This window comes from Serinicoccus chungangensis, from assembly GCF_001483745.1.
Classification (GTDB): Bacteria; Actinomycetota; Actinomycetes; order Actinomycetales; family Dermatophilaceae; genus Ornithinicoccus; species Ornithinicoccus chungangensis_A.
This window is the reverse complement of the sequence record NZ_LQBL01000028.1, coordinates 151,743-176,844: the sequence shown is the minus strand read 5'-3', so window position 1 is coordinate 176,844 and position 25,102 is coordinate 151,743. Positions and strand designations below refer to the sequence as shown.

The following is a 25,102-nucleotide window of genomic DNA, read 5'->3' as shown; positions in this document are numbered from 1 at the left end:
AGCGCGGCATACCTCGGGACCAGGGCGCAGCACTCGGGACGGAGGGCGCGGCATACCCCGCTCAGGGGATGAGCCGCCCCCGCAGCAGCGCGCGGAAGTAGATGACCGGCTCGACGTACCGGTCGAAGAGCCAGAGCGCACGGCGGGGGACGGTGAGGTCCACCAGGCTCGTGGTCGGCGCCGGGGCGCCCGTGCGGTCGAACTCGACGAGCATGAGTCGGCGCCGGTCCACCGTGACAGGGATGATGGTGTAGCCGTCGTAGCGGCGCAGCGGCCTGCCCAGCCTGCTGCAGGCGATGTTGTCGGCGAGCACCTCGACCTGCTGGCGCAGTCCGCCCCCGGAGGACCGGGTGTCGAGCGCGGCGGCGTCGCCCAGGCTCCAGACCCGTGGCGCGCGGCGGTGGGCCAGGGTCTCGGGGTCGATGTCGACCAGACCCGCGGAGCCCTCCCGGCCGAGCGGGGCGAGCCAGTCCGGCCCGCGGTAGGGCGGCACGACGAACGCCCGCTCGACGTCCTCGAGCACCCGCCCCGCGGGGCCGTCCACGGTCACCGTGCGCTCCACGTGGTCCACCGCCCCCACCGTCGAGCCGTGGTGGACGCTGACCCCGAGCTCACGCAGGTGGTCGGCGAGCCGGCCGTCCACGAAGGGCACGCCCAGGACCCCGTCGAACGGTGTGATCAGCTGCACGTCGAGGTCGTCCAGCACCCCGCACCGACGCCAGTGGTCGCACGCCAGGAAGAGCGGCTTCAGCGCGGTGCCGCCGCACGGTGAGGGCTCCGGCGGGACCGTGAAGACGACACGTCCGCGCCGCAGACCCTCGACCGCGCGCCACACGGCACTCGCCTGGGACTCCAGGTGGGCGGTCAGCGACCAGCCCGCCGTCATGGCCGCGGCGAGTCCCGGCACGGCGTCGAGGTCCTCCTCCATGCCGGGCGCGAGGACGAGGTCCTGGTACCCCAGCCGGTCGCCCCCGGCCAGCTCGACCTCGCGCTCGTCGGTGTGCACCGCCACCGCCCGGTCGCGGACCCACGTGCACCCCGTCGGCAGGACCGCCGCGGTGCTGCGCGTCAGCTCGGTCATCGTCGCCTGACCACCGGCGACGTAGTTGAGCAGCGGGCGGAACAGGTGCGGGCGGTCCGGCGACACCACGGCGACGTCCTTCGCGCCGACCCTCAGCAGCCGCGCGGCCAGCGAGACACCGGCATTGCCGGCACCGATGATGACCACGTCGTGCCGTGCCATGGTGCTCCGTCCCTCGCGACTGCGTCTCGTCAGCCTAGCCGGGGCACCGGGGTATGCCGTCGCTCCGCTGCCCGGCGGGCCCGCCTGTCGTCGAGGACCTCCACCTGCGCTCGCGGACCCTGCCGTCGGACCACCCCGCTACGCTCGCCGGTGATGGACAGGGACGAGCGGGCGCGCCTGGAGGTGGTGGTCGCGCAGGGGGAGCGGCTGGCCCCGGTCGCCGAGCGCGTGCACGCACACCGCCAGGAGGTGACCCGGGCGGCCGACGAGGCAGGCGCCCGGCTGACCTCCCGTATGACGCGACTCCGGCCCTCGGGCACGCGCGGGTGGCGGGTGCTCGCCCTCGGCAGGGGGGACGACGTCCTGCTCGGGCAGCTCGTGGCCAGGGCCGCGCTGACCGGCCTCGACGCGTCGGAGCAGGAGGTGCTGGACGACCTGGCCCTACGGGTGCCGCGGGCGGTCGACGCCGCCCGCGCGCTCGTGGGGCTGCGCCGCCTCGTGACCTTCGGCGCCCGCCGCACCCGGGCCGAGACGCAGGCACGCTGGCTGCTGCTGCACCAGCGTGACTGGGGCGCCGACCCCGAGGCGTGGCTGGCCCGGATGGACGCGCAGACCCGCGAGCCCACCCTGCCCCTCGCCCCCGACGCCGCCCTGCACCCGCACGTCGGCCTGGTCGACCTGCTGGGCGGCCCCACCGACCACCAGCAGGTCGTCGCGCTCGGCGACGCGGCGACGGTGGTCGACGCACCCGACGCACCCGACGCGCCCGGCGCGCCCGACGCACCCGACGCACCCGACGCACCCGGCGCGCCCGTCGCGCCCCACGCCCTCGACCTGCGGGACCTGCCCGCCGTGCTCCCACCCCTCGCCACGGTCATCACCCGTGCCGACGAGGCCCGCCAGCAGGCGCTCACCGCCGGAGAGGCCGTGCGCGCGGTCGCCGCCGACCGACTGCTGGCGCAGATGCCGGTCGACCGGCTCCGCGAGGCCACCGGTGAGCGGCTGCGCATCGGCCCCCTGACCGACGCGGGCATCACCACCGTCGCGCAGGTCCTGGCGCGAGACCACGACGCCCCCGACCTCGAGGCGGTGCCTGGCGTGGGCCCGGTCACCGCCCGGCGCATACGCGGTGCCGCCCAGACCCTGCGCACCCTGGCCCTCGACGACGCGCCCGTGCGCCTCGACCCCGACGACCGCACCCCGCAGACGACCCGCCTGCTGGAGCGGCTGCGTACCTGGGACCTGCTGCGCCAGACCGCCAAGGCGACCGACCTCGTCGCCCTCGCCCAGACGCTGCTGCCGCTCGCCGACCACGTCACCGACCGCACCACCCATCTCGCCGTCCTCGGCGACGCCCCGGTCGAGGACCTGCTCGACCTCCTCCTCCCCGTGCTCGAGCGCGCCCGCGAGCTGCGCGACGCCCTCGCCCGGGCCCAGCAGGACGACCCCTGGGTCGACTTCGCCGACCGCCCGGCGCACTACCTGGCGCTGCTCTCCGAGCTCGGCCTCGTGGAGGAGACCGGCACCCACGGCGATCTGCCGGAGGACGTCGTCGAGGCGGTCCGCGCGCAGGAGCTGGACACGGCATACCTGACGGTCCCGCTGCGCGGCTACCAGAGCTTCGCCGCCCGCTTCGCCCTCGTCCAGGAGAAGGTGCTCATCGGCGACGAGATGGGCCTGGGCAAGACCGTCGAGGCGCTCGCCGTGCTCGCGCACCGCGCCACCGAGGGTGCCCGCTGGTTCCTCGTGGTCTGCCCTGCCGCCGTCCTCAGCAGCTGGGTGCGCGAGGTCGACGCCAAGACCGGGCTCGAGCCGCGCCGTCTCCACGGCACCGACCGGCAGGCCGAGCTGGCGCGGTGGCGCGCCGACGGGGGAGTCGCGGTCACCACCTACTCCACGCTCGCGTCCCTCGGCGAGGACCTGGGCGGCTTCGAGGTCGACGCGCTGGTGGTCGACGAGGCGCACTACGTGAAGAACCCGACCGCCCAGCGCTCCCGACGGGTGGCCGCGCTCGTCGCGCGCACCCAGCACGTCCTGCTGCTCACCGGCACCCCGCTGGAGAACAGGGTGGGGGAGTTCGCGACGCTCGTCGGCTACCTGCGCCCCGACCTGCTGGACGGTCTCGGCGACTCCCCGGTCGACTTCCGCCGCCGCATCGCGCCCGTCTACCTGCGCCGCAACACCGAGGACGTCCTCGTCGAGCTGCCCGAGCTGGTCGAGGTGGAGGAGTGGCTGGAGCTGTCCGCCGCCGACGAGGTGGCCTACCGCGATGCCGTCGCGGCGGGCAGCTTCATGGCGATGCGGCGCGCCGCCTTCGCCTCGGGTCGGCGGTCGGCCAAGCTCGCGCACCTGCTCGAGGTCGTGGCCGAGGCGGAGGAGAACGGCCGCCGCGTCATCGTCTTCTCCTACTTCCGCGACGTGCTCGACCGGGTCGCCGCGAGCCTGCCGGGGCCGGTCTTCGGACCGCTCACCGGCTCGGTGCCCCCGGCCCGACGCCAGCAGGTCGTCGACGACTTCTCCCGGGCCGCGGGTGGAGCCGCGCTGGTCGCGCAGATCCAGGCCGTGGGCGTCGGGCTCAACATCCAGGCGGCCTCCGTCGTCGTGCTGTGCGAGCCGCAGCTCAAGCCCACCACCGAGTGGCAGGCGGTCGCGCGGGCCCGGCGGATGGGCCAGCTGCAGACCGTCCAGGTGCACCGCCTGCTCACCGAGGACAGCGTCGACGAGCGGCTGGTCGAGCTGCTGTCGGCCAAGGCGGGCACCTTCGACCGGTACGCGCGGATCAGCGAGACCGCCCAGAGCGCCCCCGAGGCCTTCGACCTCAGCGAGGCCGACCTCGCCCGCCGAGTCGTCGCGGCGGAACGCGCACGGCTCTTCCCCGACGAGGACGGCACGGTGATGATGGGGCGATGACCACCGCGCCGGCCGTCCTCGTCTTCGACGTCAACGAGACCCTGTCCGACATGAGCCCGATGGCCGACCGGTTCGTCGAGGTGGGCGCCCCGGGGGCGATGGCCACGACGTGGTTCGCCTCGTTGCTGCGCGACGGTTTCGCCCTCACCGCGGCCGGCGACAACCCGCGCTTCGCCGACGTCGGGCGCGCCGTGCTGCGGCCGATGCTCGCGCGGGAGCTGCGGCATACCGAGGTGGAGGGGGCGGTCGAGCACGTGCTCGGTGGCTTCGGCCGGCTGGCGCTGCACCCGGACGTCGAGGCGGGCGTGCGGCGGCTGCACGACGCCGGCGTCCGCCTGGTGACCCTGAGCAACGGGTCGACGGCGGTGGCGCAGGGGCTGCTCGAGCGGGCGGGGCTGCTCGACCGGTTCGAGCGGCTGCTGACCGTCGAGGACGCGCCGCGGTGGAAGCCCGCGCCCGAGTCCTACGCCTACGCCCTCGAGGTATGCGGTGTCGCCCCCGCCGACGCCATGCTCGTCGCCGTGCACCCCTGGGACCTGCACGGCGCCCGGGCGGCCGGGCTGCGGACGGCGTGGGTCGAGCGCGGCACGGCCCGGTACCCCGGGCACATGGCCGCCCCCGAGCTCACCGTCAGCGGGATCGACGACCTGGCCCGCCGGCTGGGCGCCTCCGAGGGCTGACGCAGGAGGCGCCGCGAGCGGCCGCCCGTCGACTCGTGGGCAGAAACTGCACCTCTGCGGGGATGCATCCCGGCACAGGTGGAGCTTCTGCGCAGGAGTCAGCGCACGCGGCCGCGCAGGGCCGCGTGCAGCACGATCGACCCGGCGACGGCGGCGTTGAGCGAGCTGGCCGAGCCCACCATGGGGATGCTGAGGACGCCGTCGCAGGCCTCGCGCCACGCCTTCGCCATGCCGCGGGTCTCGTTGCCCAGGACCAGCACCGTCGGCAGCTCCCACGGCACGGCCGAGAGGTCGGTCTCGCCGTCCTCGTCGGTGCCCCAGACCTGCATCGGCATCCCGCCCCGCCGCTGCGCCTGCACCCAGTCGAGCACCGTCTGCGCCGAGTCGACGCGCACGGTCGGCACGGCGAAGCAGGAGCCGGTCGAGGCGCGGACGGCTCGCGGGTCGTAGGGGTCGGCGGCGTGCCCGGTCACCACGAGGCCGGTGCCCCCGAAGGCGTCGATGGAGCGCTGCAGGGTCCCGATGTTGCCGGGCTGACCCGGGCGGTCGAACACCGTCACGAGCGGCACCCCCGCCCGCGCACCCGCCCGCGCCGCCCCGGCGTCCCCCGCGCCGAGCACCCGCCCCAGGTCGTCGGCGGGCATGCCGACCACGGCGACGAGCTCGGTCCGCTCGTCCTCCCGCTGGGCCAGCTCGGCGAGGAGCCCGGGCGCGACCTCGAAGCGCTCGCCACCGGCGTCCGCCCACACCCGGGCGGCCCACGCCGAGGGCCGCCCGCCGAGCGGGCGCAGCAGCGCGTGCACCGGCCAGCCGTGGGCCAGCGCCTGGTCGATCGGGCGGACGCCCTGCACGAGGAGCTCACCCGCCCGGTGCCGGGCCCGGCGGTTGCCCAGCAGCGACTCCCACCGCTGGAAGGTCGCGTTGCGGGTGGTGACGCTCAGCGTCCGGCGAAGGGCGGGCATACCCCGCATCGAACCAGACACTTCGTGGCGCCGTGGTCACCCGGCTCCTCCCGTGCCGGGTATGACGTCGCCCGGGTCGCCGACGGGTCGGCGCTGCACGAGGGCTCGAGCGGGAGGAGAGGCCCGTCGAACTAGCTCACCAGCCGCCGTAGCGCCCACCGCGCCACCGGCCGGTAGGCGAGCACGACGGGCGCCGGCCCGCGCAGCACCAGGCCGGCCACGGTGCTGGTCCCGGTGTCGTCCGGGACCTCCACGAGGGTGTGGTGCAGGTCGAGGCGGAACGGGCCCGGTACCGGGCGCACGAGGCGCACCGTCCACGACCACGTCCGAGCAGGCTCGTCGACCGCGTCGACGACGAAGTCCACCGCGAGCCCGAGCCTCCCGTGCACCCGACCCGACATCCCTGCGTGCAGCCGGCTCGACCCTCCGGCGGGCACCCCGTCCAGCTCGACGCGGCGCAGGTGCGGCGCCCAGTCCGCCCAGCGGGAGGGGTCGGCATACCGCTCCCAGGCCTCGGCGACCGGCACCGGCCCGAGCGCCGAGGTCGAGACCTCGCTGCGCCTCACCCCTGGCCCGGGATCGCGCACTGGGCGGTGCCGCCCGGCAGCCGACCCCGGTTGGCGGCCACCAGACGGTAGACCGCGGCGCCCGGCCGCTCCATGACCCGCGACCCCAGGACCAGCCCGAGGGCCCGCAGCGGCTGGGGGCAGTGGGCGAGGATCTGCGCCCACGCCCGGTGGCCGTAGGCGACCCGGCCGTCGGGCAGCACGACGGGCATCTCCAGCTCGGTGCGGCCGGCGTCGACGCCCAGCGCGGCGAGGTCGTGCTCCTGCAGCGACGAGACGTCGACCCGGGCGCCCAGCCGCGGGATCCAGCCCGCCGCCCGCGTGCAGAAGCCGCAGTCGCCGTCGTAGAGCGCGAGCGGCCGGCGTCGGGATGCGGTGGTCATGGCCTCATGCTCGCGCACCGCCCCGCCATCGGCGAGTCGACCGGGCGTCCTGACCGACGGGCGGCCCAGCGGCGGCCCCCCGGCGGGCCCTCGGCGGGCCGGGGGAGACCTGCGGGTCGGCGCCGGCTGCGCCCGCCGCTCAGGCCCCGGGCGGCTGCTCGGCCTCGCGGCCGGTGCTCGTCGGCCGGGGCTCCTCCACCTGGCCGTCCGCGCTGACCGGGGCCTCGTCGATGGCCTCGGCGGTCGCGGTCGGCTCGGGCGCCCCGGTGCGACGCGGGTCCAGGTGGACCCCGGCGATCATGCACCGCACCGAGCCGCCGGCCAGCTCGATGGTCGGGATGTCCACGGACACGATCTGGCAGGAGCGCTCGATCGCGGTGATCTGCGGCCCGGTGAGGCTGCGCCGGGCCCGCCCGGACATGGCCATGACGTGCTGCCGGCGACCCTCGGGGGTCCGCCCCAGCAGCTCGACCGCGTTGCCCGCGAACTCGCGCACCTGGTGCTCGCTCAGCTCGATGATCTCGCGCCCGGTGACCTCCAGCCGCTCGCGCACCTCGCGGCGGCGCTGCTCGTCGGGGATCATGTCGAGCGCGATGAGCGCCACGTCCGTGCCGATGCAGGCGATGACGTTGGTGTGGTAGACCGGCACGCCGCCCGCGTCGACCGCCCGGAACGGCATCGGCTCGTAGTTGAAGTCGCTGCAGAATCGCTCCAGCACGTGCGTGTCGGCCCGGTGGCTGACGGCCGTGTAGGCGACCCGGGAGACGTGGTCCAGCACCATGGCGCCGGTCCCCTCCAGGAAGATGCCGTCCGGCTCGAGCCCGGAGTAGTCGACGATCGTCTGCAGCCGGTAGTCCGCCTTGAGCATCTCCAGGATGTCGCCGCGGCGCTCGTGCCGGCGGTTCGAGGCGTACATCGGGTAGACCGCGACGTAGCCGCCCGGGTGCGTGGACAGCCAGTTGTTGGGGAAGACGCTGTCCGGCCGGGTGTGGTCGGCGTCGCTGAAGACGTGGACCCGCACCCCGACGTCGCGCAGCGCCTGCGCCACCGCGTCCATCTCGGCCAGCGCCGCCGCCGAGGTCGCCTCGACCGACTGCCCGACGGGCACGTCGTGCTGGAAGGCGTTGTCCGTGGCCGTGGCCGGGTTGGGCACGAACTTCTCGGCGCGGATGAGGATCACGGAGGAGGGGGCTTGGGCACTCACGCCCGGCAATCTAGGGCATCGCGGCGGCGCCCCCGAAAATGGTGCGCGTGAGCTGTCGATCTCGCGCCTGCCCGTCCGACATGCTGGTGAGGTCGCGCCCGGCGGCCCGCGCAGATGACGAGGAGAGACGTATGAGGCGACGCACCGTCCGCAGGACCAGTACCCCGGGGTGCCCCCCGGGTCGGGGGAGGGGGCAGCGATGAAGTACCTCGTGCTGCTCATGGCCGACGGGGAGCTACCCGCCTGGTCGACGATGAGCCAGGCGGACCAGGAGGCGATGATGGAGCAGTTCGGGGCCTTCGACGCGGCCTGCCGTGACCGCGACGGCGTGGAGATCCTGGCCGGCGAGGCGCTGGGTGAGGCCGACACCGCGACGGTCGTCCGCACCCGCGGCGGCCGGCGCACGGTCACCGACGGCCCCTACGCGGAGGCGGTCGAGCAGCTCGGCGGCTTCTACCTGCTGCAGGCCCCCGACCTCGACGTCGTGCTCGACCTGCTCACCGTCCTGCCGCCCTACGACATCCAGGTCAGCCCGGTGGTCGACCCCTACTGACGTCCATGCCCACCGAGCTCGACCGGGTCGTGCGCGAGGAGTGGGGCCGCCTGGTCGCTCCTCGCGCGCTTCCGGCGCCTCGACCTCGTCGAGGACGCCCTGGGTGACGCCGTAGAGGCCGCGGCCCGGCAGTGGCCGCGGGAGGGTGCCCCGGCGAACCCGGCCGCATGGCTGCGGACGGTGGCCCGGCGCCGCGTCGTCGACCGGCTGCGGGCCGAGGCGATGGCCGGCCGGCGGCACGCGCTGCTGGCGACCGACCTCGACCGCCGCCCCCCGCGGGCCATGGCCGACCCCGGCCACCTCGTCGAGGACGACCTGCTGCGGCTCGTGCTCATGTGCACCCACCCGGCCCTGGCCCCGGAGGCCGCGAGCGCGCTCGCCCTGCGGCTCGTGCTGGGGGTCAGCACCCACGACGTCGCCGCGCTCTTCCTCGTGCCCGAGCCCACCATGGCCGCCCGCCTGACCCGGTCGAAGAAGAAGATCGTCACGGCCGGCATCCCCTTCGCCGTCCCCGACCTCGCCGCCCTGCCCGGGCGTCTCGAGACCGTCGCGCAGACGGCCTACCTCGCGTTCACCGCCGGGTACGCCCCGGCCAGCGGTCCCGACCTGCTGCGCCCCGACCTCGCGGGGGAGGCGGTGCGCCTGGTCCGCACGGTGCGCGACCTGAGACCCGAGGACCCCACGCTGACCGCGCTGCTGGCCCTCGTGCTGCTGCAGCACTCCCGCCGGGACGCCCGGGTGGACGACGAGGGCCGGCTGGTGCTGCTGGGCGACCAGGACCGGGGTCGGTGGCACCGTGACGAGATCGAGGAGGCGCGGCGGCTGCTCGCCTCGCCCGTGCTCGTGGGGACCCCGCTGCCGGAGCTGGCAGGGAGCTACCTGCTGCAGGCGCTCGTCGCCGCCGAGCACGCCGCCGCGCCCAGCAGCGCGCGGACGCGGTGGGACCGCGTCGTCGCGCTCTACGACCAGCTGCTCGCGCTCTCCCCGTCGCCCCCCGCGCGCCTGGCCCGGACGGTCGCGGTCGCGGAGGCGGACGGTCCGCGTGCCGGGCTGGCCGCCCTCGACGGCGTCGAGATCCCCGGCAGCCACCGGGTCGCCGCGGTCCGCGCCGAGCTGCTGGCCCGCGCGGGGGACCGGACCGCGGCGCTCGCGCAGCTCGACGCCGCCCTGGCCGCCTGCGACAACGACAGCGAGCGCGCGCACCTGCAGCGGCGCCGCGCCGAGATCTCCGGCGCCGAGACCGTCCACCCCGGAGGCTGATGCCGGCGCTACCCTCGAGGGGTGCGATCGCGCGCCAGCCTGACGTCATCTCCGGACGGGTCCTCGACGTGGCCCTGAGCGTCCTCGACCTGTTCACCGTGGGGATCGGGCCGTCCTCGTCCCACACCGTCGGCCCGATGCGCGCCGCCCGGATCTTCGCCGAGGGCCTGGACACCGACGGCGTGCTGCCCGGCGTGGCGCGGGTGCGCGCCGAGCTCTTCGGCTCCCTGGGGGCCACCGGCCACGGGCACGGCTCGGACCGCGCCGTCGTCCTGGGGCTCGAGGGCGAGGACCCGGAGACCGTCGACACCGCGACGGTCGCCCAGCGCGTCGCCGACGTCCGGGAGCGCGGCCGGGTCAGCCTGCTGGGGCGGGTCGAGGTGGGCCTCGCCGAGGACGACCTGGTGCTGCACCGCCGGCTCACCCTGCCCGGCCACCCCAACGGTATGACGTTCCGCGCCTGCGCGGCGGACGGCACCGTGCTCCGTGAGCGCACGTACTACAGCGTGGGCGGCGGCTTCGTCGTGGACGAGGCCGCCCTGGGCGCCGACCGGGTCGTCCCGGACGACACCCCGCTGCCGCACCCCTTCGGCACCGGCGCCGAGCTGCTGGCCCGCTGCCGGGAGCAGGGCGTGGACGTCGCCGGACTGGTGCGGCGCAACGAGGAGGCCTTCCGGCCGTGGGAGCAGACCCGCACCCAGCTGCTGCACCTCTGGTCGGTGAAGCAGGAGTGCGTGGCGGCCGGGCTGGCGCACGAGGGGACCCTCCCCGGCGGGCTGAGGGTGCGGCGGCGGGCGCCGCTGCTGCACACCCGGCTGCAGGAGCAGGGGCTGCCCGACGACCCGTGGCGGGCGATGGACTGGATCGACCTGTGGGCCATGGCGGTCAACGAGGAGAACGCCTCCGGCGGACGTGTCGTCACCGCCCCCACCAACGGCGCGGCCGGCAGCATCCCCGCCGTCCTGCACTACTACCGCCGTCTCGTCCCCGGCGCCGACGACGACGGTGTCGTCGACTTCCTGCTGGCGGCCGGGGCGATCGGGATCATCATCAAGGAGAACGCCTCCATCTCCGGGGCCGAGGTCGGCTGCCAGGGGGAGGTCGGCTCCGCGAGCGCGATGGCCGCGGCCGGCCTCACCCAGGTGCTGGGGGGCACGCCGGAGCAGGTGGAGGCCGCCGCCGAGATCGGTGTCGAGCACCACCTGGGTCTCACCTGCGACCCCGTCGGGGGTCTGGTGCAGATCCCCTGCATCGAGCGCAACGCGGTGGGCGCGATGAAGGCGGTGCACGCGGCGCGCCTGGCGCGCCACGGCGACGGCACGCACACGGTCTCCCTCGACCAGGCGGTCCGGACCATGCGGCAGACCGGCCGGGACATGAAACGGAAGTACAAGGAGACCTCGCGCGGCGGGCTGGCCGTCAACGTCGTCGAGTGCTGAGGCCTACGCCACGGCGCCGTCAAGGTCTCACTTCGGCAAAGGTTTGTCACAGGACCTTTCCCCGCGAGCCCGGGGGCCGTACCGTCAGCAGTGTGAGAGCAGTTGTCTCTTCCCCGGCGCACGACGCGGCGACGCGTCGGTGCGCCATCCGGTGACCGACGTGGAGACCACAGCACAGGCGGTCACCGACAGGTCCATGGAGCTGGCGGACACGGAGTCCGGCGGTCCATCCTGCACGCAGGAGTGGTGCCACCCGGACGCGTGAGCTCGTGAACCAGGGACTGAGCCGGTCTGCAGCGCTGCTGCAGGTCGGCTCAGTCGTCGCCGCCAGGACCGGCCGCCGCGTCGTCCCGGAGGACCTCGCCGTGGCGCAGGACGAGACGCACCTCCAGGTCGCGGTCCAGACCCACGACGTCCGCCCGGTGCCCGGGGGCCAGCTGGCCGGCGTCCAGCCCGAGGGTGCGGGCCGGGCCCCAGGTCGCCGACAGCAGGGCCGCGCACCGGGCCACCCCGGCCGCGACGCCGGTGCGCACCGCCCGGTCCAGGGTGAGGGTGCTGCCCGCGATGCTCCCGTTGTCCAGGGTCCGTGCCACCCCGTCGACCACCTCGACGTCCATGGGGCCGAGGCGGTAGCGGCCGTCCGCCGCCGCCGCGCCGGCCATGGCATCGCTGACCAGCACGATCCGCGACAGGGTGCTGCGCACGGTGAGCTCCACGACGTCGGGGTGGACGTGCACGCCGTCGACGATGAGCTCGACCGCGAGCCGGGGGTCGGCGAGGGCGGCGACCACGGGGCCGGGGTCGCGGTGGTGCAGGGGGCGCATGGCGTTGAAGAGGTGGGTGACGACGGTGGCCCCCGCGTCGACCGCCTCGCGCAGCTGGTCGGCGTCGGCGTCGGTGTGCCCCACGGCGACGACCACGCCCGCCGCGACGAACCGGCGGACCGCCTCCATCCCGCCCGGCAGCTCGGGCGCCAGCGTCACCATGCAGATGGTGCCGGCGCCCGCCTCCAGCAGCGCGTCGATCTCCGCCGGGTCCGGGTGGCGCAGGTCCTCCAGCCGGTGCGCACCGCGGTGCAGCGGGCTCAGCCAGGGACCCTCCAGGTGGATGCCGGCGATCATGGTGCCGCGCACCAGCGGCGCCAGCGCGCGGACCTGCTCCAGGAGCGTCTGCGGGTCGGCCGAGACCAGCGAGGCGACGACCGTCGTCGTGCCCGCCGCGTGGTGGGTCGCGGCGGCGGCGTGGACCTCCTCGGGGTCCGTCGTGGCGAAGGTATGCCCTCCGCCGCCGTGGCAGTGCATGTCGACGAAGCCTGGGGCCAGGAACGGGGTGTGCCGGTCGGCGGGGTAGAGGGGGGCGCCCCGCCCGACCTGGGTGATCCGGTCGCCCTCGACGGCGACCCAGCCCCCGGCGAGGGTGCCGTCGGGCCACAGGACCTGCTCGCCGGAGAGCACCATCCGTTCCCTCATCGGGCCCCCCGCAGGACGTCCGCGGCGGCGGCCGCGCTCGCGGCGCCCCCGCCGTGGGTCCGCACCACGCAGGCCGGGGCGACCGCTCCCGGCAGGTCCCGGATCCCCGTGTGCACGAGCACGTCGCACCGGGCTAGCAGGCTGCGGGTGAGGTCGGCGTCGTCGCGGAGGTCGGTGTGGTCGTCGCTCACGAGGACCAGTCCACCACGGTCGGTGGTGTCGGCGACAGCCCTGGACGGCTCGACGACCCGGCCTCCCAGCTCCCGGGCCAGGACCTGGGTGAGGACCTCCTGGCGTGCGCCGCTGGCGATGTTGGCGCCACCCCCCAGGGCGGCCACGTCCGGGCCCTGCAACCGGGGGACCTGCCCGACCACCCGGACGGCATGCGCGGCGGCGGCCCTCCCCGCCCGGGCCGCCGCCGCGTCGTCGGTGTCGTCCCCGCCGGGCGTGCCGGCGCCGGGCTCACCCTCGGCCACCACCGGGGCATTGCCTGCCGGCGCCGCCCGCCGCTGCGCCTGCTGCGACCCCAGCTCGGCCACCCGCCGGGCCGCCTCGAGGAGTCGCTCGCGGGGCAGGTCCCCGCGACGCACGGCGTCGACGACCGCGTCGGCGAGCGCGAGGGTGTCCTCGTGCGCGTCGTAGTCCCCCGGGTGGACGGGGTTGCCGATGCACAGCAGGTCGGCGCCGGCGGCGAGGGCCAGCACGGCCGCCCCCGCCCGGCCCCAGCCCTGGGCCACCGCGGCCATGTCGAGGGCGTCGGTGCAGATGACGCCCGCGAAACCCAGGTCCTCCCGCAGCAGGCGCAGCACGGAGGGGTTGAGCGTGGCCGGCAGGTCGCCGTGCCCGGGCACGACGAGGTGGCCGGTCATGACCAGGGGCACACCCGCGCCGACCGCGGCGGCGAAGGGCACGAGCTCGCGCTGCCTCAGGACGTCGTCGTCGACGTCCAGCACCGGCAGGTCCAGGTGGGAGTCGACGCGCGTGGAGCCGTGGCCGGGGAAGTGCTTGGCGCAGGCGAGGACGCCCGCCTCGCCCAGTCCCTCCACGGCCGCCGCGACGTGCCCGGCGACCCGCTCGGCGTCCGGGCCGAAGGAGCGCACCCCGATGACCGGGTTGGCCGGCTCGGTGTTGACGTCCGCGTCGGGTGCGGCGGTGACGTCGATGCCGACCGCGCGCAGCTGACGGCCCAGACCGGCCATGACGTCCCGGGTGAGCGCGACGTCGTCGGCCACCCCGAGCGCCCAGGCCCCCGGCCACGGTGAGCCCTCGCGGTGGTGCAGCCGGGTGACCGTGCCACCCTCCTCGTCCGCGGCCACCAGGGCCTCCGGACGTCGCGCGTGCACCTGCGCGGTGAGCGCCCGCACCTGCTCGTCGTCCTCGACGTTGTGCCCGAAGAGCCAGACGCCGGCCATACCCTCCTCGAGCAGCTCGCCCAGCCAGCCCGGCAGGGTCGTCCCCACGAAGCCGGGGACGAGCACGCCGAGCGTCGCCCGGCGCAGCAGCTGGTCGTCGGGTGCGTCGGTCCTGGTCATCCCTTGGTCGCTCCTGACATGAGTCCGCTGGAGAGCCGCGACTGGACGGCGACGAAGAAGATCATGACCGGGACGGTGATGATCGAGCTGGCCGCCATGACCGCACCCCAGTCGGTGCCGCCGCGGGTGAAGAAGGTCCGCAGGCCGACGGCGGCGGTGTACATGTCGTCGTCGGCCATGAAGGTGAGCGCGAAGATGAACTCGTTCCACGCCAGGATGAAGCTGAAGACGCTGACCGCGACCAGCCCGGGGGCGACGAGCGGGAAGAGCACCTTCCAGAACATCTGCCACCAGCTCGCCCCGTCCAGGTAGGCCGCCTCCTCCAGCTCGACCGGCACCGCCGCCACGAAGCCGCGCAGCGTCCAGATCGCGAAGGACAGGCTGAAGGCGATGTAGACCACCGACAGCCCCAGCAGGCTGTTGAGCAGACCGAGGGTCTTGGCCTGCAGGAACAGCGGGATGACCAGCGCCTCCATCGGCACCATCTGCACGATGAGGATCATCATGAGGATCTTGGTGCGCCCGGAGAAGCGGAAGCGGGCCACCGCCACGGCGGCGAAGAGCGCCAGCAGGCCGCTGGCCACGACGGTGACGACGGCGACGATGAGCGAGTTGAGCAGGTAGTCCGGGAACCGGGTCTCGGACAGCACCCGCCCGAAGTGCTCGAAGGAGATGCCGGAGGGGATGACGCCCCGCCCGCCCGCGTTGGCGGCGGGGTCGAGCGCGGTGCCGACCATGACGAACACCGGGAAGATGCTGAACACCACGACGACGACGCTGGCCACGACCAGCCCGCCGCGCCCGAGCAGCCGCCTCACAGCTCCTCCTCCTTGAACAACGTCCGCAGGTAGGCCGCGGTGATGACCAGGAGCAGGACCGTGAGCAGCACGGCGATCGCCGCGCCGAGGCCGAACTGGTTCTGCGACATGGCGGTGATGTAGCTCCACGTGCCCAGGTTCAGCACCTCACGGTTGGAGCCGTCGCCGCCGGGCATGAGGTAGATCTGGGTGAACACCTTGAAATCCCAGATGGTGGACAGGATGGTGACGATCGCGAAGACCGGCTTGAGCATGGGCAGGGTGACGTGCCGGAACCGTTGCCAGGCGTTGGCGCCGTCGATCATCGCTGCCTCGGGCAGCTCGGAGGGGATCGTCACGAGCCCGGCGAGCACGGTCACCGCCACGAAGGGGAAGCCGTGGTGGACGACGTTGAGGGTGGCGATCGCGTAGAACCAGCCCCGCTCGGTGAAGAGGTTCTGGGTGGCGACGTCGACGAGGCCCAGCTGGCCGAGGACGCCGGTGAGGAAGCCGGCGCGGGCGTCGAAGAGGTAGACCCAGACGTAGGTGCCGGTCACGGCCGGGACCGCCCAGGCGGCCATGACCGCCATCATCACCACCGTCCGCCAGCCGGGGGAGAGGCGGTGCAGCAGCAGCGCCACGAGGGTGCCGACGACCACGGTCAGGGCCACGCAGACCAGGGCGAAGACGACGGTGTTGGGCAGCGCCACCCGCCAGAGCCGCTCGTCGGTGAGGATGTCGCGGTAGTTCTGCAGGCCGACCAGCTCGGCCCCGCCGCGGACCAGCTCGCGCAGGCCGAAGTCCTGGAAGGACAGGACGACGACCCGCACCATGGGCCACAGCAGCAGGATGCCGATGACGGCCAGGGTCGGCGCGAGCAGCAGCCACGGCCGCCGCGCCGACCCCAGGGCGGGCGAGCTCACGAGCCGAAGATCTCGTTCATCTCGTCCGCGGCGGTGGTGGCGGCCTCCTGCGCGTCGGCCCCACCCCCGAGGATGGACTCCATCATCGCGGGGATGGTCTGGGCGCCCTCGACCTGGCCCCACAGCGGCGTGACCGGCAGCGTGGCGCTGCCGTCCTTCATCTGCAGCGCGAACGGCGCCACCAGCGGGTCCTCGGCCTCCTCGAGCTGGGTCAGCAGGTCGTCCGTCGCGGGGAAGAAGCCGGTCTGCTCGCCCCACATCTCGGCATACTCGCCGGTCGTCATCATCTCGACGAAGGTCCAGGCGAGCTCCTGGTTCTCGGCCGTCTCGAAGACGGACAGGTGCGAGCCGCCGGCGAAGGAGGGCGACATGCCGCCGTCCGGGCCGGGGATCGGCACGACGCCCAGCTTGCCCTCCATGTCGGCGTTGGCCTCGACGATGGACTTCGGGGTCCAGGAGCCGCTGATGATCATGCCGGCCTCGCCACGCGCGAAGGCGTCGCGGGTGTCGGCCTCGTTCCACGTGCTCGCGGCCGGGGTGGACAGCTCGTGCTCCTCGACCAGGGACTCCAGGTAGGCCAGGCCCTCGACCGCCTCGGGGGAGTCCAGGCCGGAGGCCCAGGTGTCGCCCTCCTGCACGGCGATCTCACCGCCGGCACCCCAGATGAACGGGGTGGTGGTGTGCGTCGAGTTGGGGATCGGGAAGGGGATGAGGTCCGGGTCGGCCTCCTTGAGGGCGTCACCGGCCTCCGCCAGCTCATCCCAGGTGGTGGGCGGCTCGATGCCGTTCTCCTCGAAGAGGTCGGCGCGGTAGATGATCGAGCGGACGCCGGCATACCACGGGGCGCCGTAGACGGCGCCGTCGTAGGTGCCGGACTCCAGCACGCTGTCCACGTAGGCGTCGCCCAGGCCGGACTCCTCGATCTGCGGGCCGAGGTCCATCAGCGCGCCGGCGTCCCCGAACTCGGGGGTCCAGGTGGTGCCCACCTCCGCGACGTCCGGGCCGGTGCCGCCGGCGATCGAGTTGACGAACTGGTCGTGCGCCGAGGCCCAGGGGATGAACTGGATGTCGAGGGTGGCGCCGGTCTCCTCCTCGAAGGCCGTGCTCACCTCCTCGAAGAAGGGCGTGGCATCGGGGTTCGTGCCCTCCATGATCCAGACGCTCAGGGTCTCACCTGAGGCATCCATGGCGTCTCCGGATCCGTCGTCGCCGCTGGAACCGGTGTCCTCACCGCCCCCGCCGCAGGCGGTGAGCGTGAGGGTGGTGGCGGTCGCCAGCGCGAGCAGGCGGGTGGTGCGCTTCATGATGGTGTCCTTCCGGTGGTGGTGGCGGGTCTGCCGGTATGCCGTGGTCAGGGTCGTCCGCCGGAGGCGGCGGGGAAGAGGTCGACGAGGATGCGGTAGCGGTCGCCGCGGTAGACCGAGCGGACGAACTCCGCGACCTGACCGTCGGCGACCCGGGAGGTGCGCTCGAAGAGGAAGGCGGGCGAGCCCGCCGTGGTGTGCAGCTGCTCGGCCTCGTCCGCGGTGACGAGGTGCGGCTCGATGGTCTGGGTGCCGGCGCTGATGGTGAGCCCGTAGCGCGCCTCGAGCAGCTGGTAGAACGAGGCGTCCTCGAGGTCGGCGCCGGTCAGCCCGGGGACGAGGTCGGCCGGGACGTGCAGGTCCTCCAGCGCCATCGGCTCGCCGTCGGCGGTGCGGACGCGGCGGACGTGGATGACGGCGGAGGTGGGGTCGACGCCCAGCACCGAGGCGAGCATCATCCCGGCCGGCTGCTGGCGGGCCCAGACCGTGTGGGCGCCCGGGGTCATGCCGCGCGAGCGCATGTCGGTGGAGAACGACGTGGCGGACAGCTGCTGGTCGACCCGCTCGGGGGCGACGAACGTGCCGGCGCCCGGTCGGCGGATGAGCCGGTGGTCGGCCACGAGGGACTCCACTACGCGGCGCAGCGTCATGCGCGCCACCCCGAGGTGGGCCGCGAGGTCGCGCTCGGCGGGCAGCGGCTCGCCGGGGCGCATGGGGGCGATGAGGTCCTCCAGCCGCTGGCGCACCAGCTCGGCCTTGGCGCCCCGGGAGCCGTGCGCGGGCACCGGCTCGCGCGCCGGGTCCCGCCCGGGTCCCCCCGCCGGTTCGGCGGTCATCGTCCGCGGACCGGCCGGGACGCGGTGGACTGGGTGTTGTCGGCCGAGAGCGCGGTGACGACGTAGACGTCGTGCTTGTCGCCCTCGGGGTCGACCCAGTCGGTGTCGCCGGTGCCCAGCACGGCGACGAGGTTGTCCGCGTCCAGGTCGTCGCAGTCGACGCGGCCCGGGCCGCGGGCGTCGTCCACGCGGTAGACGGCGAACCCGGCGTCGTCGCCCGCGTGCCTCCACGACAGCGCGGTGCCCTCGGCCGTGCGCCGGGTACGGACCGTCGTCGGGGCGTCCACCTCGGGCGTGGTGCCGGGGTTGAGCGCGGGCGGCAGGGCCGGGCTGTCGTAGTGCTCGCTCTGCAGGAGCGACCAGTGGTCGAGCCGGTCGGCCCGCACGTCCTTGGCGGAGAAGTAGACGTCGCCGGTGACCTGGGGGTACTGCTCGTTGAGGTCGAGGTGGCGCACCATCTCCGCGGGGTCCGACCACTCCGGCGACTGGGTCGAGGTGCCGACCTTGTAGGTCGCCTGCCCGATCCACAGCGCCACGTCGGTGCCCTCCACCTGCTCGCTCCACCACGGGACGAGCACGTCGTAGGCGGCCGGCTCGAAGCCGATGGCCCAGTAGACCTGGGGCAGGACGTAGTCCATCCACTCCTCGCGCACCCACCGGCGGGTGTCGGCGTAGAGGTCGTCGTAGGTCTGGGCGCCGGCCGTGGTGTCCGAGCCCTCGGGGTCGGTGCCCGCGTTGCGCCACACGGCGAACGGGCTGACCCCGAAGGCGACGTGCGGCTTGGCGGCCTCGATCTGCTCGTGCAGGCCCTCGATGAGCCGGTCGACGTTGTCGCGCCGCCAGTCGCCGCGGTCCTCGAAGCCCGCGCCGTAGGCGGCGTAGCTGGCGTCGTCGGGGAACTCCTCGCCGGCCACCGGGTAGGGGTAGAAGTAGTCGTCGAAGTGGACGCCGTCGATGTCGTAGCGCTCGACCGCCTCCATGATGACGGCGGTGGTGTGCTCACGGACGGCCGGGACGCCCGGGTCGTAGTAGAGCTTGCCGCCGTAGGCGACCGTCCAGTCGGGGTAGACCCGGGCCGGGTGGTCCTCGGCGAGCACGGAGGGGTCGGTGCCGGTGAGGGTGACGCGGTAGGGGTTGAACCAGGCGTGGAAGTCCAGGCCGCGCGCGTGGGCCTCCTCGACGGCGAAGGCCATGGGGTCCCAGCCGCCGAAGTCGGCGCCCTGCTCCCCGGTGAGCCACGCGCTGCTCGGCTCCAGCTCGGAGGGCCAGAAGGTGTCGGCCGTGGGACGGACCTGCACGACGACGCTGTTGAGACCGGAGGCCAGCGCCTCGTCGTACCACGCCTCCAGCTCGGCCTGCGCCTCCTGCGGGCTCAGCCCGGGCCGGGAGGGCCAGTCGATGTTGGCGACGCTGGCGATCCACACCCCGCGCATCTCGTGCAGCGGCGCCTCGGGAGCCGGGCTGCAGGTCGTCCACGGTGCTCCCGCCGGTGCGGGGGTCGCCTGCGAGGTCGCGGCACCCCCGAGGGCGAGCGCGGCCCCGAGGGGGACGACGGCGCCGGCGAGGAGGGCGCGGCGGTGGCGAGGGTGCGGTGCGGGCATCTGCTCTCACGTCCTTGTCAGAGTCATCTAGACCAACGGTGCTAGACCAATGGTCCAGAGATTGGCATACTGCCTCCCGTGATGTCAACGACGAACGAGCACGACGGCGTGGCGGTCGACCTCCTGGCGGTGGACCTCGGCAAGACGGGGGCCCGGGGCCGCCGGCGCCACGGCGAGCAGGTGCGCGAGGCCGACGGCCCGGGGGTCGTGGGCCTGGCCGCCGCCGACGGGGTGGAGCAGGTCGTGGGGGCGGTGCGGTCGCTGACCGGCGCGCTGGGGCTCGCCGGGGCGCGGGTCGACGTCCTGGCCGTCGGGCTCGTCGGCTACCACGCGGCCAGCGCCCGACGGGACGACCTGGCCGCGGCCCTGTTGGACGAGGTCGCCGACACCGTGGTGCTCACCGGGGACGTGACGACCACCTACGTCGGGGCGGTCGGGGACCGGCCCGGGGTCGTGGTCGCGGCCGGCACCGGCGCCGTCGCCCTCGCGGCCGGCGGGGCCGGGCGCACCGCGGTCCGCGACGGGTGGGGCTTCCTCCTCGGTGACGACGGCAGCGGGTATGCCGTGGGTCGCGCCGGCCTGCGCGCCGCCCTCGAGCACCGGGACGGCAGGGGTGGCTCGGCCGCTCTGGAGCAGGCGGCGACGCGGCGCTTCGGCGACCTCACCGGTCTGCCGTCGGCGGTCCACTCGGCCGAGCACCCCTCCCGGCTCGTCGCCTCCTTCGCCCGGGACGTCGCCGAGGCCGCCCGCGCCGGTGACCCCGTCGCCGTCCGGATCTGGGCCGAGGCCGGCGCGGCGCTGGCCCGCACGGCCGTGGCGGCCCGCGACGCGGTCGACCCCGCCCTGCCGGTCTGCCTGGCCGGTGGCCTGGCCGAGGTGGGGCCGCTGCTCACCGAGCCCTTCGCGGCCGCGGTCGAGGGTGAGGCGTTGCCCGCGGCCGGGACGTCGCTGGACGGCGCCGAGACCCTCGCCCGCCAGGCGTGGGCGGGTGACCTGGGCCCGGTCCTCGCCGACCAGGTCACCGTCACCTCCCGCACCGGACGCGTGGCCGGGACACTCCGAACCACCCCGGAGCCCGCGGACGACATCCCTTCCCGCACAGGACGCGCGGTCGGGACACTCCGAACCACCCCGGAGCCCGCGGACGACACCCCCGTCGAGGTCATCGGCGCCCTCGCGACCGAGGGGGTGCGCGACGACCTGCTCGACCTCGACGAGCGCGACACCGGCTCGGTGCTGCGCGAGCTCTGGGAGGCCGAGGCCACGGTCGCGCCCGCCCTACTGCAGGTCGTCCCCACCGTCGCGGCCGCCGTGGACGACATCGCCGACCGGTTGCGCGGCGGCGGCCGGATGTTCTACCTCGGCGCCGGGACGCCGGGACGGCTCGCCTTCGTCGACGCCTCGGAGCTGCCGCCGACCTACGGCACCCCTGCCGACCTCGTGCGGGCGCTGCCCGCCGGGGGCGTCGAGGCGATGGTCGAGGCGCGCGAGGGCGCCGAGGACGACGGCGCGGCCGGGGCGGCCATGGTGCGCGAGGTCGGCGTCGGACCGCAGGACGTCGTGGTGGGCATCAGCGCGTCGGGCCGCACGCCCTACGTCCTCGGGGGTCTGGCGGCGGCCGCCGAGGTCGGCGCGCTCACGGTCGCGGTGTCCAACAACGCGGGCGCCCGGGCCTCGACCGGGGTCGACCACGCGATCGAGATCCCCACCGGGCCGGAGGTCATCAGCGGCTCGACCCGCCTCAAGGCCGGCTCGGCGCAGAAGATGCTGCTGGGCGCCCTGTCGACCGCGGTGATGGTGCGGCTGGGCAAGACCCACGGGCCGTTCATGGTCGACATGCAGGCCTCCAACGTCAAGCTCCGCGACCGCGCCGTCCGGATGGTGCAGCGGGTCGCCGGGTGCGACGCCGGGGCGGCGACGGCCGCCCTGGAGGAGGCCGGCTGGAGCACGAAGGTGGCGGTCGTCCAGCTCCTCGGAGGTATGCCGTCGCACCAGGCCCGCACCGCCCTCGCCGAGGGCGACGGGTCGGTGCGCGGGGCGCTCGCCCGGGCCGGCGGGGAGCACCGGTGATCGTCGTCGGCGTCGGCTCGGGCACGAGCGTGGACGGGATCGACGTGGCCGCCCTCGACCTCGACCTCGACGGCGAGGTCGTGCGCGCCCTGCTGCTCGGCGCGGGGACGGTGCCCTTCGACCCCGACCTGCGGGCCGACGTGCTCGCCGCCTTCCCGCCGGGCCGCCTCGGGATGCAGGACGTCTGCCGCCTGGACACCCGGCTCGGGCAGGCGTTCGCCGACGCGGTGGCCACGCTCGGGGCCGAGCTCGCCGGAGGCACCCCGGACCTGGTCTCCTCGCACGGGCAGACGCTCTTCCACGACGTCGTCGACGGCCAGGTCCGGGGCACCCTCCAGCTGGGCCAGCCCGCCTGGATCGCCGAGCGCACCGGCGCGCCCGTCGTGGCCGACCTGCGCGTCGCCGACGTCGCGGCCGGTGGCCAGGGGGCGCCGCTGGCCAGCACCTGGGACGCGCTCTGGCTGGGCGGACGCGGGCACACCTGCGCCGCGCTCAACCTCGGCGGCATAGCCAACGTCACCGTCGTGCCCGGCGCCGGTGCCCCGACCACAGCGGTGCGGGCCTTCGACACCGGCCCGGCGAACGCCCTGGTCGACGCCGTCGTGGCCCGGGAGTCCGGCGGCCGCCTGACCTACGACCAGGACGGGGCGGGGGCCGCCGCCGGTCGGGTGGACGACGAGCTGCTCGCGCTGCTGCTGGCCGACGACTACTACGCCCAGGCCCCGCCGAAGACGACCGGCAAGGAGCGCTTCCACCTCGGCCACGTCGACGCGGCGCTCACCACGCTGGCCCGCGAGGTGCCCCACGTCGACCTCCTCGCGACCCTCACCGCACTGACCGTCCGCACCGTCGCCGACGCGCTCGCGCCGTTCGCGCCCGGCGAGGTCGTCGTCAGCGGCGGCGGCGCGCGCAACGGCACCCTGCTCCGCGGCCTGACCGGGGCGCTCCCGGACGCGCGCGTGAGCACGAGCGAGGCGCACGGCATACCCGTCGACGCCAAGGAGGCGTGCCTCTTCGCGCTCCTCGGCTTCCTCACCTGGCACGGGCTGCCCGGCACCGTCGCCGGCGTGACCGGCGCCCGGCACGCCCGGCTGGCCGGCCGCATCACCCCGGGTCACGGCGCGCTGCGGCTGCCCGAGCCCGCCCCGACCGCCCCGACCCGCCTGGAGGTGGTGGCCTGATGGAGGTCGTCATCTGCGCCGACGCGCAGCAGCAGGGCCGGCTCGCGGGCGAGGTGGTCGCCCGGCTGGTGGGCTCCCGGCCCGACGCCGTGCTCGGCCTCGCGACCGGCTCCAGCCCCCGCCCGGTGTATGCCGACCTCCTGGCCCGGGTGCGGGCCGGCGCCCTCGACCTGGGCGGGGTGAGCACGTTCTCGCTGGACGAGTACGTCGGCCTGCCCGAGGGCCACCCGGCCGGCTACCGCACCGAGATCCGCGAGCAGCTCACCGACCCTGCCGGCATCCCCGTCGAGCGGGTGCACACCCCGCCCGGCGACGCCGAGGACCTGCCGGCGGCGGCCGCCGACTACGAGCGACGGATGGAGCGGGCCGGCGGCGTCGACGTGCAGCTCCTCGGGCTGGGCACCGACGGGCACATCGCCTTCAACGAGCCGGGCTCCTCGCTGGCCAGCCGCACCCGCGTCAAGACGCTGATGCGACGCACCCGGGAGGACAACGCCCGCTTCTTCGGCGGCGACGTCGACGCGGTGCCCACGCACTGCCTGACCCAGGGCCTGGGCACGATCCTGCAGGCACGCCACGTGGTGCTCCTGGCCACGGGGGAGCACAAGGCCCGCGCGGCCGCCGAGCTCGTCGAGGGGGCGGTGTCGGCGCGCTGGCCGGCGACCGTCCTGCAGTGGCACCCGCACGTCAGCGTGCTGCTGGACGAGGCGGCGGCCAGCCGGCTGGAGCTCGCGGACTACTACCGGGAGACGTGGGCGGCCAAGCCCGCCTGGCAGGGGCTCTAGCCCACCCCGGACCCGAGGACGAGCAGCGCCGCGGCGAAGAGCACGCCCGTCGTGAGCAGGATGACCGTGGTGTAGCCGAGGATGTCGCGGATCTTGAGCCCGGCAATGGCCAGCAGCGGCAGCGCCCAGAACGGCTGGATCATGTTGGTCCACTGGTCGCCGTAGGCGATCGCCATGACGGCCACCTCGGGGTCGACGCCCAGGCTGCTCGCGGCCTCGAGGAGCACCGGGCCCTGCACGGCGATCTGGCCGCCGCCGGAGGGCACGAAGAAGTTGACGATCCCGGCGGACAGGAAGGCCAGCAGGCCGAACGTGGCGGGCGTGGAGACCGAGACGAGCGCCTCCGAGAGCACCGTGATGAGCCCGGTGCCGGCCATGATGCCCATGATCCCGGCATACAGCGGGAACTGCAGGAGGATCTCGCCGACGTTGGACGCGGCGCGCTGGGTGAGCTCGATGATCTCGAAGGGGTTGCGGACCAGGAGCAGGCACAGCGTCAGGAAGCTCCAGTTGACGATGTCGAGGGTGATCGTGCCGCCGCCGCTGAAGTAGATGACGAGGTAGGCCAGCAGCAGCAGACCGGGGACGAGCGTCAGGACGCGGGAGGCGTCGAGGCGGTCCGCGGGGGTGGTGACGTCGTAGGTCACCTCGTCGTCGCTCATCCGGTGCTCGGGCATCTCGATGATCCCGGCGCCGTGGCGCGGGGCCATGAGGGCGACGGTGCCGGCGACCACGGCGACCGCGAGGACGGTCGTGATGATGTTCCACGTCGAGAAGGTCGTCTCGGTGATCGGCAGCGGCTGGCCGAGCTGCTCGCTGACGAAGCTGTCGGGGGTGGCCGCTACCAGCGGCGCCGAGCCCGAGTAGCCCATGTGCCACACGACCATCCCGGTGTAGCCGGCGGCGACCAGCAGCGGGAAGTGCCGGGGCTCACCGCGGCGGCGGCCCTCGGCGGCGACCTCCTTGGCCAGCAGCGCGCCGACGACCAGGCCGAGGCCCCAGGTGAACAGCCCGGCCACGCAGGTCACCAGGGCGACGAAGACGTAGGGCATGACCCGGCCGCGGGGCACCGCCGCGAGCCGGCGCAGCCCGGCCCGGACCGGACCGGTGTTCGCGAGGATGTAGCCGAGCAGCAGGATGAGCGCCATCTGCGTCATGAACGGCAGCAGCCCGGACAGCCCGTCGCCCCAGGCGCGGACCACGTCCACCGGTCCGGCGTCGGTGAGACCGAGGGCGGCGACCATGACGAGGACGGTCAGGACGATCGCGAAGACCAGCGCGGAGGGGATGAAGCGCTCGACGACGGAGTTCAGCGGGCCCATGGCGCGCTGGACCCCGGTGCGGGTCCGGGGCTGGGTCTGGCTCATGCGGGTGACCTCGATGTCTGGGGGGCGGGGCTCCGCA

21 protein-coding genes are annotated in these 25,102 nt (G+C 74.8%); 8 read left to right on the top strand and 13 right to left on the bottom strand.

Annotated features, from left to right (window positions below):
• Positions 1-61: 61 nt before the first annotated feature.
• Entirely contained in the window at positions 62-1,243 is a 1,182-nt protein-coding gene (locus tag AVL62_RS09425) for an NAD(P)/FAD-dependent oxidoreductase (RefSeq protein ID WP_058891386.1), read from the bottom strand.
• Positions 1,244-1,396: 153 nt separating this feature from the next.
• On the opposite strand from AVL62_RS09425, the gene AVL62_RS09420 reads away from it, so the two are divergent.
• Entirely contained in the window at positions 1,397-4,153 is a 2,757-nt protein-coding gene (locus AVL62_RS09420; RefSeq protein ID WP_058891385.1) for a DEAD/DEAH box helicase, read from the top strand.
• Positions 4,150-4,833 carry a haloacid dehalogenase type II gene (locus AVL62_RS09415; RefSeq protein ID WP_058891384.1) on the top strand — a complete coding sequence of 228 codons (684 nt, stop codon included), beginning with the start codon at positions 4,150-4,152 and terminating at the stop codon, positions 4,831-4,833. The genes AVL62_RS09420 and AVL62_RS09415 overlap by 4 nt, the downstream gene beginning before the upstream one ends.
• A gap of 98 nt (positions 4,834-4,931) precedes the next feature.
• Here AVL62_RS09415 and AVL62_RS09410 read toward each other — a convergent pair whose 3' ends face one another.
• The 4 genes from AVL62_RS09410 to ctlX form a co-directional block, all read right to left on the bottom strand.
• Entirely contained in the window at positions 4,932-5,795 is an 864-nt protein-coding gene (locus tag AVL62_RS09410) for a TrmH family RNA methyltransferase (RefSeq protein ID WP_058891383.1), read from the bottom strand.
• Between the two features lie 131 nt (positions 5,796-5,926).
• Complete coding sequence (locus tag AVL62_RS09405) at positions 5,927-6,361, bottom strand: SRPBCC family protein (protein ID WP_058891382.1); 435 nt, start codon at positions 6,359-6,361, stop codon at positions 5,927-5,929.
• On the bottom strand, positions 6,358-6,744 hold the full coding sequence (locus AVL62_RS09400) for a thiol-disulfide oxidoreductase DCC family protein (protein WP_058891381.1): 387 nt from the start codon (positions 6,742-6,744) through the stop codon (positions 6,358-6,360). The genes AVL62_RS09405 and AVL62_RS09400 overlap by 4 nt, the downstream gene beginning before the upstream one ends.
• A gap of 139 nt (positions 6,745-6,883) precedes the next feature.
• A complete protein-coding gene (gene ctlX, locus AVL62_RS09395) occupies positions 6,884-7,948 on the bottom strand; it encodes a citrulline utilization hydrolase CtlX (RefSeq protein ID WP_058891380.1) in 1,065 nt (354 codons plus the stop codon).
• Between the two features lie 199 nt (positions 7,949-8,147).
• On the opposite strand from ctlX, the gene AVL62_RS09390 reads away from it, so the two are divergent.
• The 3 genes from AVL62_RS09390 to AVL62_RS09380 all read left to right on the top strand — a co-directional run bounded on the left by AVL62_RS09390 (position 8,148) and on the right by AVL62_RS09380 (position 11,200).
• The gene (locus tag AVL62_RS09390) at positions 8,148-8,501 is read left to right on the top strand and encodes a YciI family protein (RefSeq protein WP_058891379.1); all 354 of its coding nucleotides are present in this window, start codon (positions 8,148-8,150) and stop codon (positions 8,499-8,501) included.
• 180 nt (positions 8,502-8,681) lie between these two features.
• Entirely contained in the window at positions 8,682-9,761 is a 1,080-nt protein-coding gene (locus AVL62_RS09385; RefSeq protein ID WP_235585643.1) for an RNA polymerase sigma factor, read from the top strand.
• Between the two features lie 68 nt (positions 9,762-9,829).
• On the top strand, positions 9,830-11,200 hold the full coding sequence (locus tag AVL62_RS09380; protein WP_058891784.1) for an L-serine ammonia-lyase: 1,371 nt from the start codon (positions 9,830-9,832) through the stop codon (positions 11,198-11,200).
• 314 nt (positions 11,201-11,514) lie between these two features.
• Here the strand turns inward: AVL62_RS09380 and nagA are convergent, their stop codons facing one another.
• The 7 genes from nagA to AVL62_RS09345 are packed head-to-tail and all read right to left on the bottom strand — an operon-like array spanning position 11,515 to position 19,662.
• Positions 11,515-12,669 (bottom strand): N-acetylglucosamine-6-phosphate deacetylase, encoded by a 1,155-nt coding sequence (gene nagA, locus AVL62_RS09375; protein ID WP_058891378.1) that lies wholly within the window; start codon positions 12,667-12,669, stop codon positions 11,515-11,517.
• A complete protein-coding gene (locus AVL62_RS09370; RefSeq protein WP_058891377.1) occupies positions 12,666-14,201 on the bottom strand; it encodes a glycoside hydrolase family 3 N-terminal domain-containing protein in 1,536 nt (511 codons plus the stop codon). Before AVL62_RS09370 ends, nagA begins: the two co-directional genes overlap by 4 nt.
• The gene (locus tag AVL62_RS09365) at positions 14,198-15,019 is read right to left on the bottom strand and encodes a carbohydrate ABC transporter permease (protein ID WP_058891376.1); all 822 of its coding nucleotides are present in this window, start codon (positions 15,017-15,019) and stop codon (positions 14,198-14,200) included. The genes AVL62_RS09370 and AVL62_RS09365 overlap by 4 nt, the downstream gene beginning before the upstream one ends.
• Positions 15,016-15,921 carry a carbohydrate ABC transporter permease gene (locus AVL62_RS09360; protein ID WP_058891375.1) on the bottom strand — a complete coding sequence of 302 codons (906 nt, stop codon included), beginning with the start codon at positions 15,919-15,921 and terminating at the stop codon, positions 15,016-15,018. The genes AVL62_RS09365 and AVL62_RS09360 overlap by 4 nt, the downstream gene beginning before the upstream one ends.
• Positions 15,918-17,225, bottom strand: a complete 1,308-nt coding sequence (locus tag AVL62_RS09355) for a sugar ABC transporter substrate-binding protein (protein ID WP_058891374.1) — start codon at positions 17,223-17,225, stop codon at positions 15,918-15,920. The genes AVL62_RS09360 and AVL62_RS09355 overlap by 4 nt, the downstream gene beginning before the upstream one ends.
• 47 nt (positions 17,226-17,272) lie before the next feature.
• On the bottom strand, positions 17,273-18,061 hold the full coding sequence (locus AVL62_RS09350) for a GntR family transcriptional regulator (RefSeq protein WP_083518842.1): 789 nt from the start codon (positions 18,059-18,061) through the stop codon (positions 17,273-17,275).
• Positions 18,058-19,662, bottom strand: coding sequence for a glycoside hydrolase family 10 protein (locus AVL62_RS09345; protein ID WP_058891373.1), 1,605 nt, complete (start codon positions 19,660-19,662; stop codon positions 18,058-18,060). The genes AVL62_RS09350 and AVL62_RS09345 overlap by 4 nt, the downstream gene beginning before the upstream one ends.
• Positions 19,663-19,743: 81 nt before the next feature.
• On the opposite strand from AVL62_RS09345, the gene AVL62_RS16615 reads away from it, so the two are divergent.
• From AVL62_RS16615 to nagB, 3 genes are read left to right on the top strand one after another with little or no spacing between them, the layout of a single operon-like run.
• Positions 19,744-21,732, top strand: a complete 1,989-nt coding sequence (locus tag AVL62_RS16615) for an N-acetylmuramic acid 6-phosphate etherase (protein WP_083518841.1) — start codon at positions 19,744-19,746, stop codon at positions 21,730-21,732.
• Positions 21,729-22,913, top strand: coding sequence for an anhydro-N-acetylmuramic acid kinase (locus AVL62_RS09335; protein WP_058891372.1), 1,185 nt, complete (start codon positions 21,729-21,731; stop codon positions 22,911-22,913). Before AVL62_RS16615 ends, AVL62_RS09335 begins: the two co-directional genes overlap by 4 nt.
• Complete coding sequence (nagB, locus tag AVL62_RS09330; protein WP_058891371.1) at positions 22,913-23,698, top strand: glucosamine-6-phosphate deaminase; 786 nt, start codon at positions 22,913-22,915, stop codon at positions 23,696-23,698. The genes AVL62_RS09335 and nagB overlap by 1 nt, the downstream gene beginning before the upstream one ends.
• Here nagB and AVL62_RS09325 read toward each other — a convergent pair.
• Positions 23,695-25,065, bottom strand: coding sequence for a short-chain fatty acid transporter (locus AVL62_RS09325; protein ID WP_058891370.1), 1,371 nt, complete (start codon positions 25,063-25,065; stop codon positions 23,695-23,697). The genes nagB and AVL62_RS09325 overlap by 4 nt on opposite strands.
• Positions 25,066-25,102 lie beyond the last annotated feature (37 nt).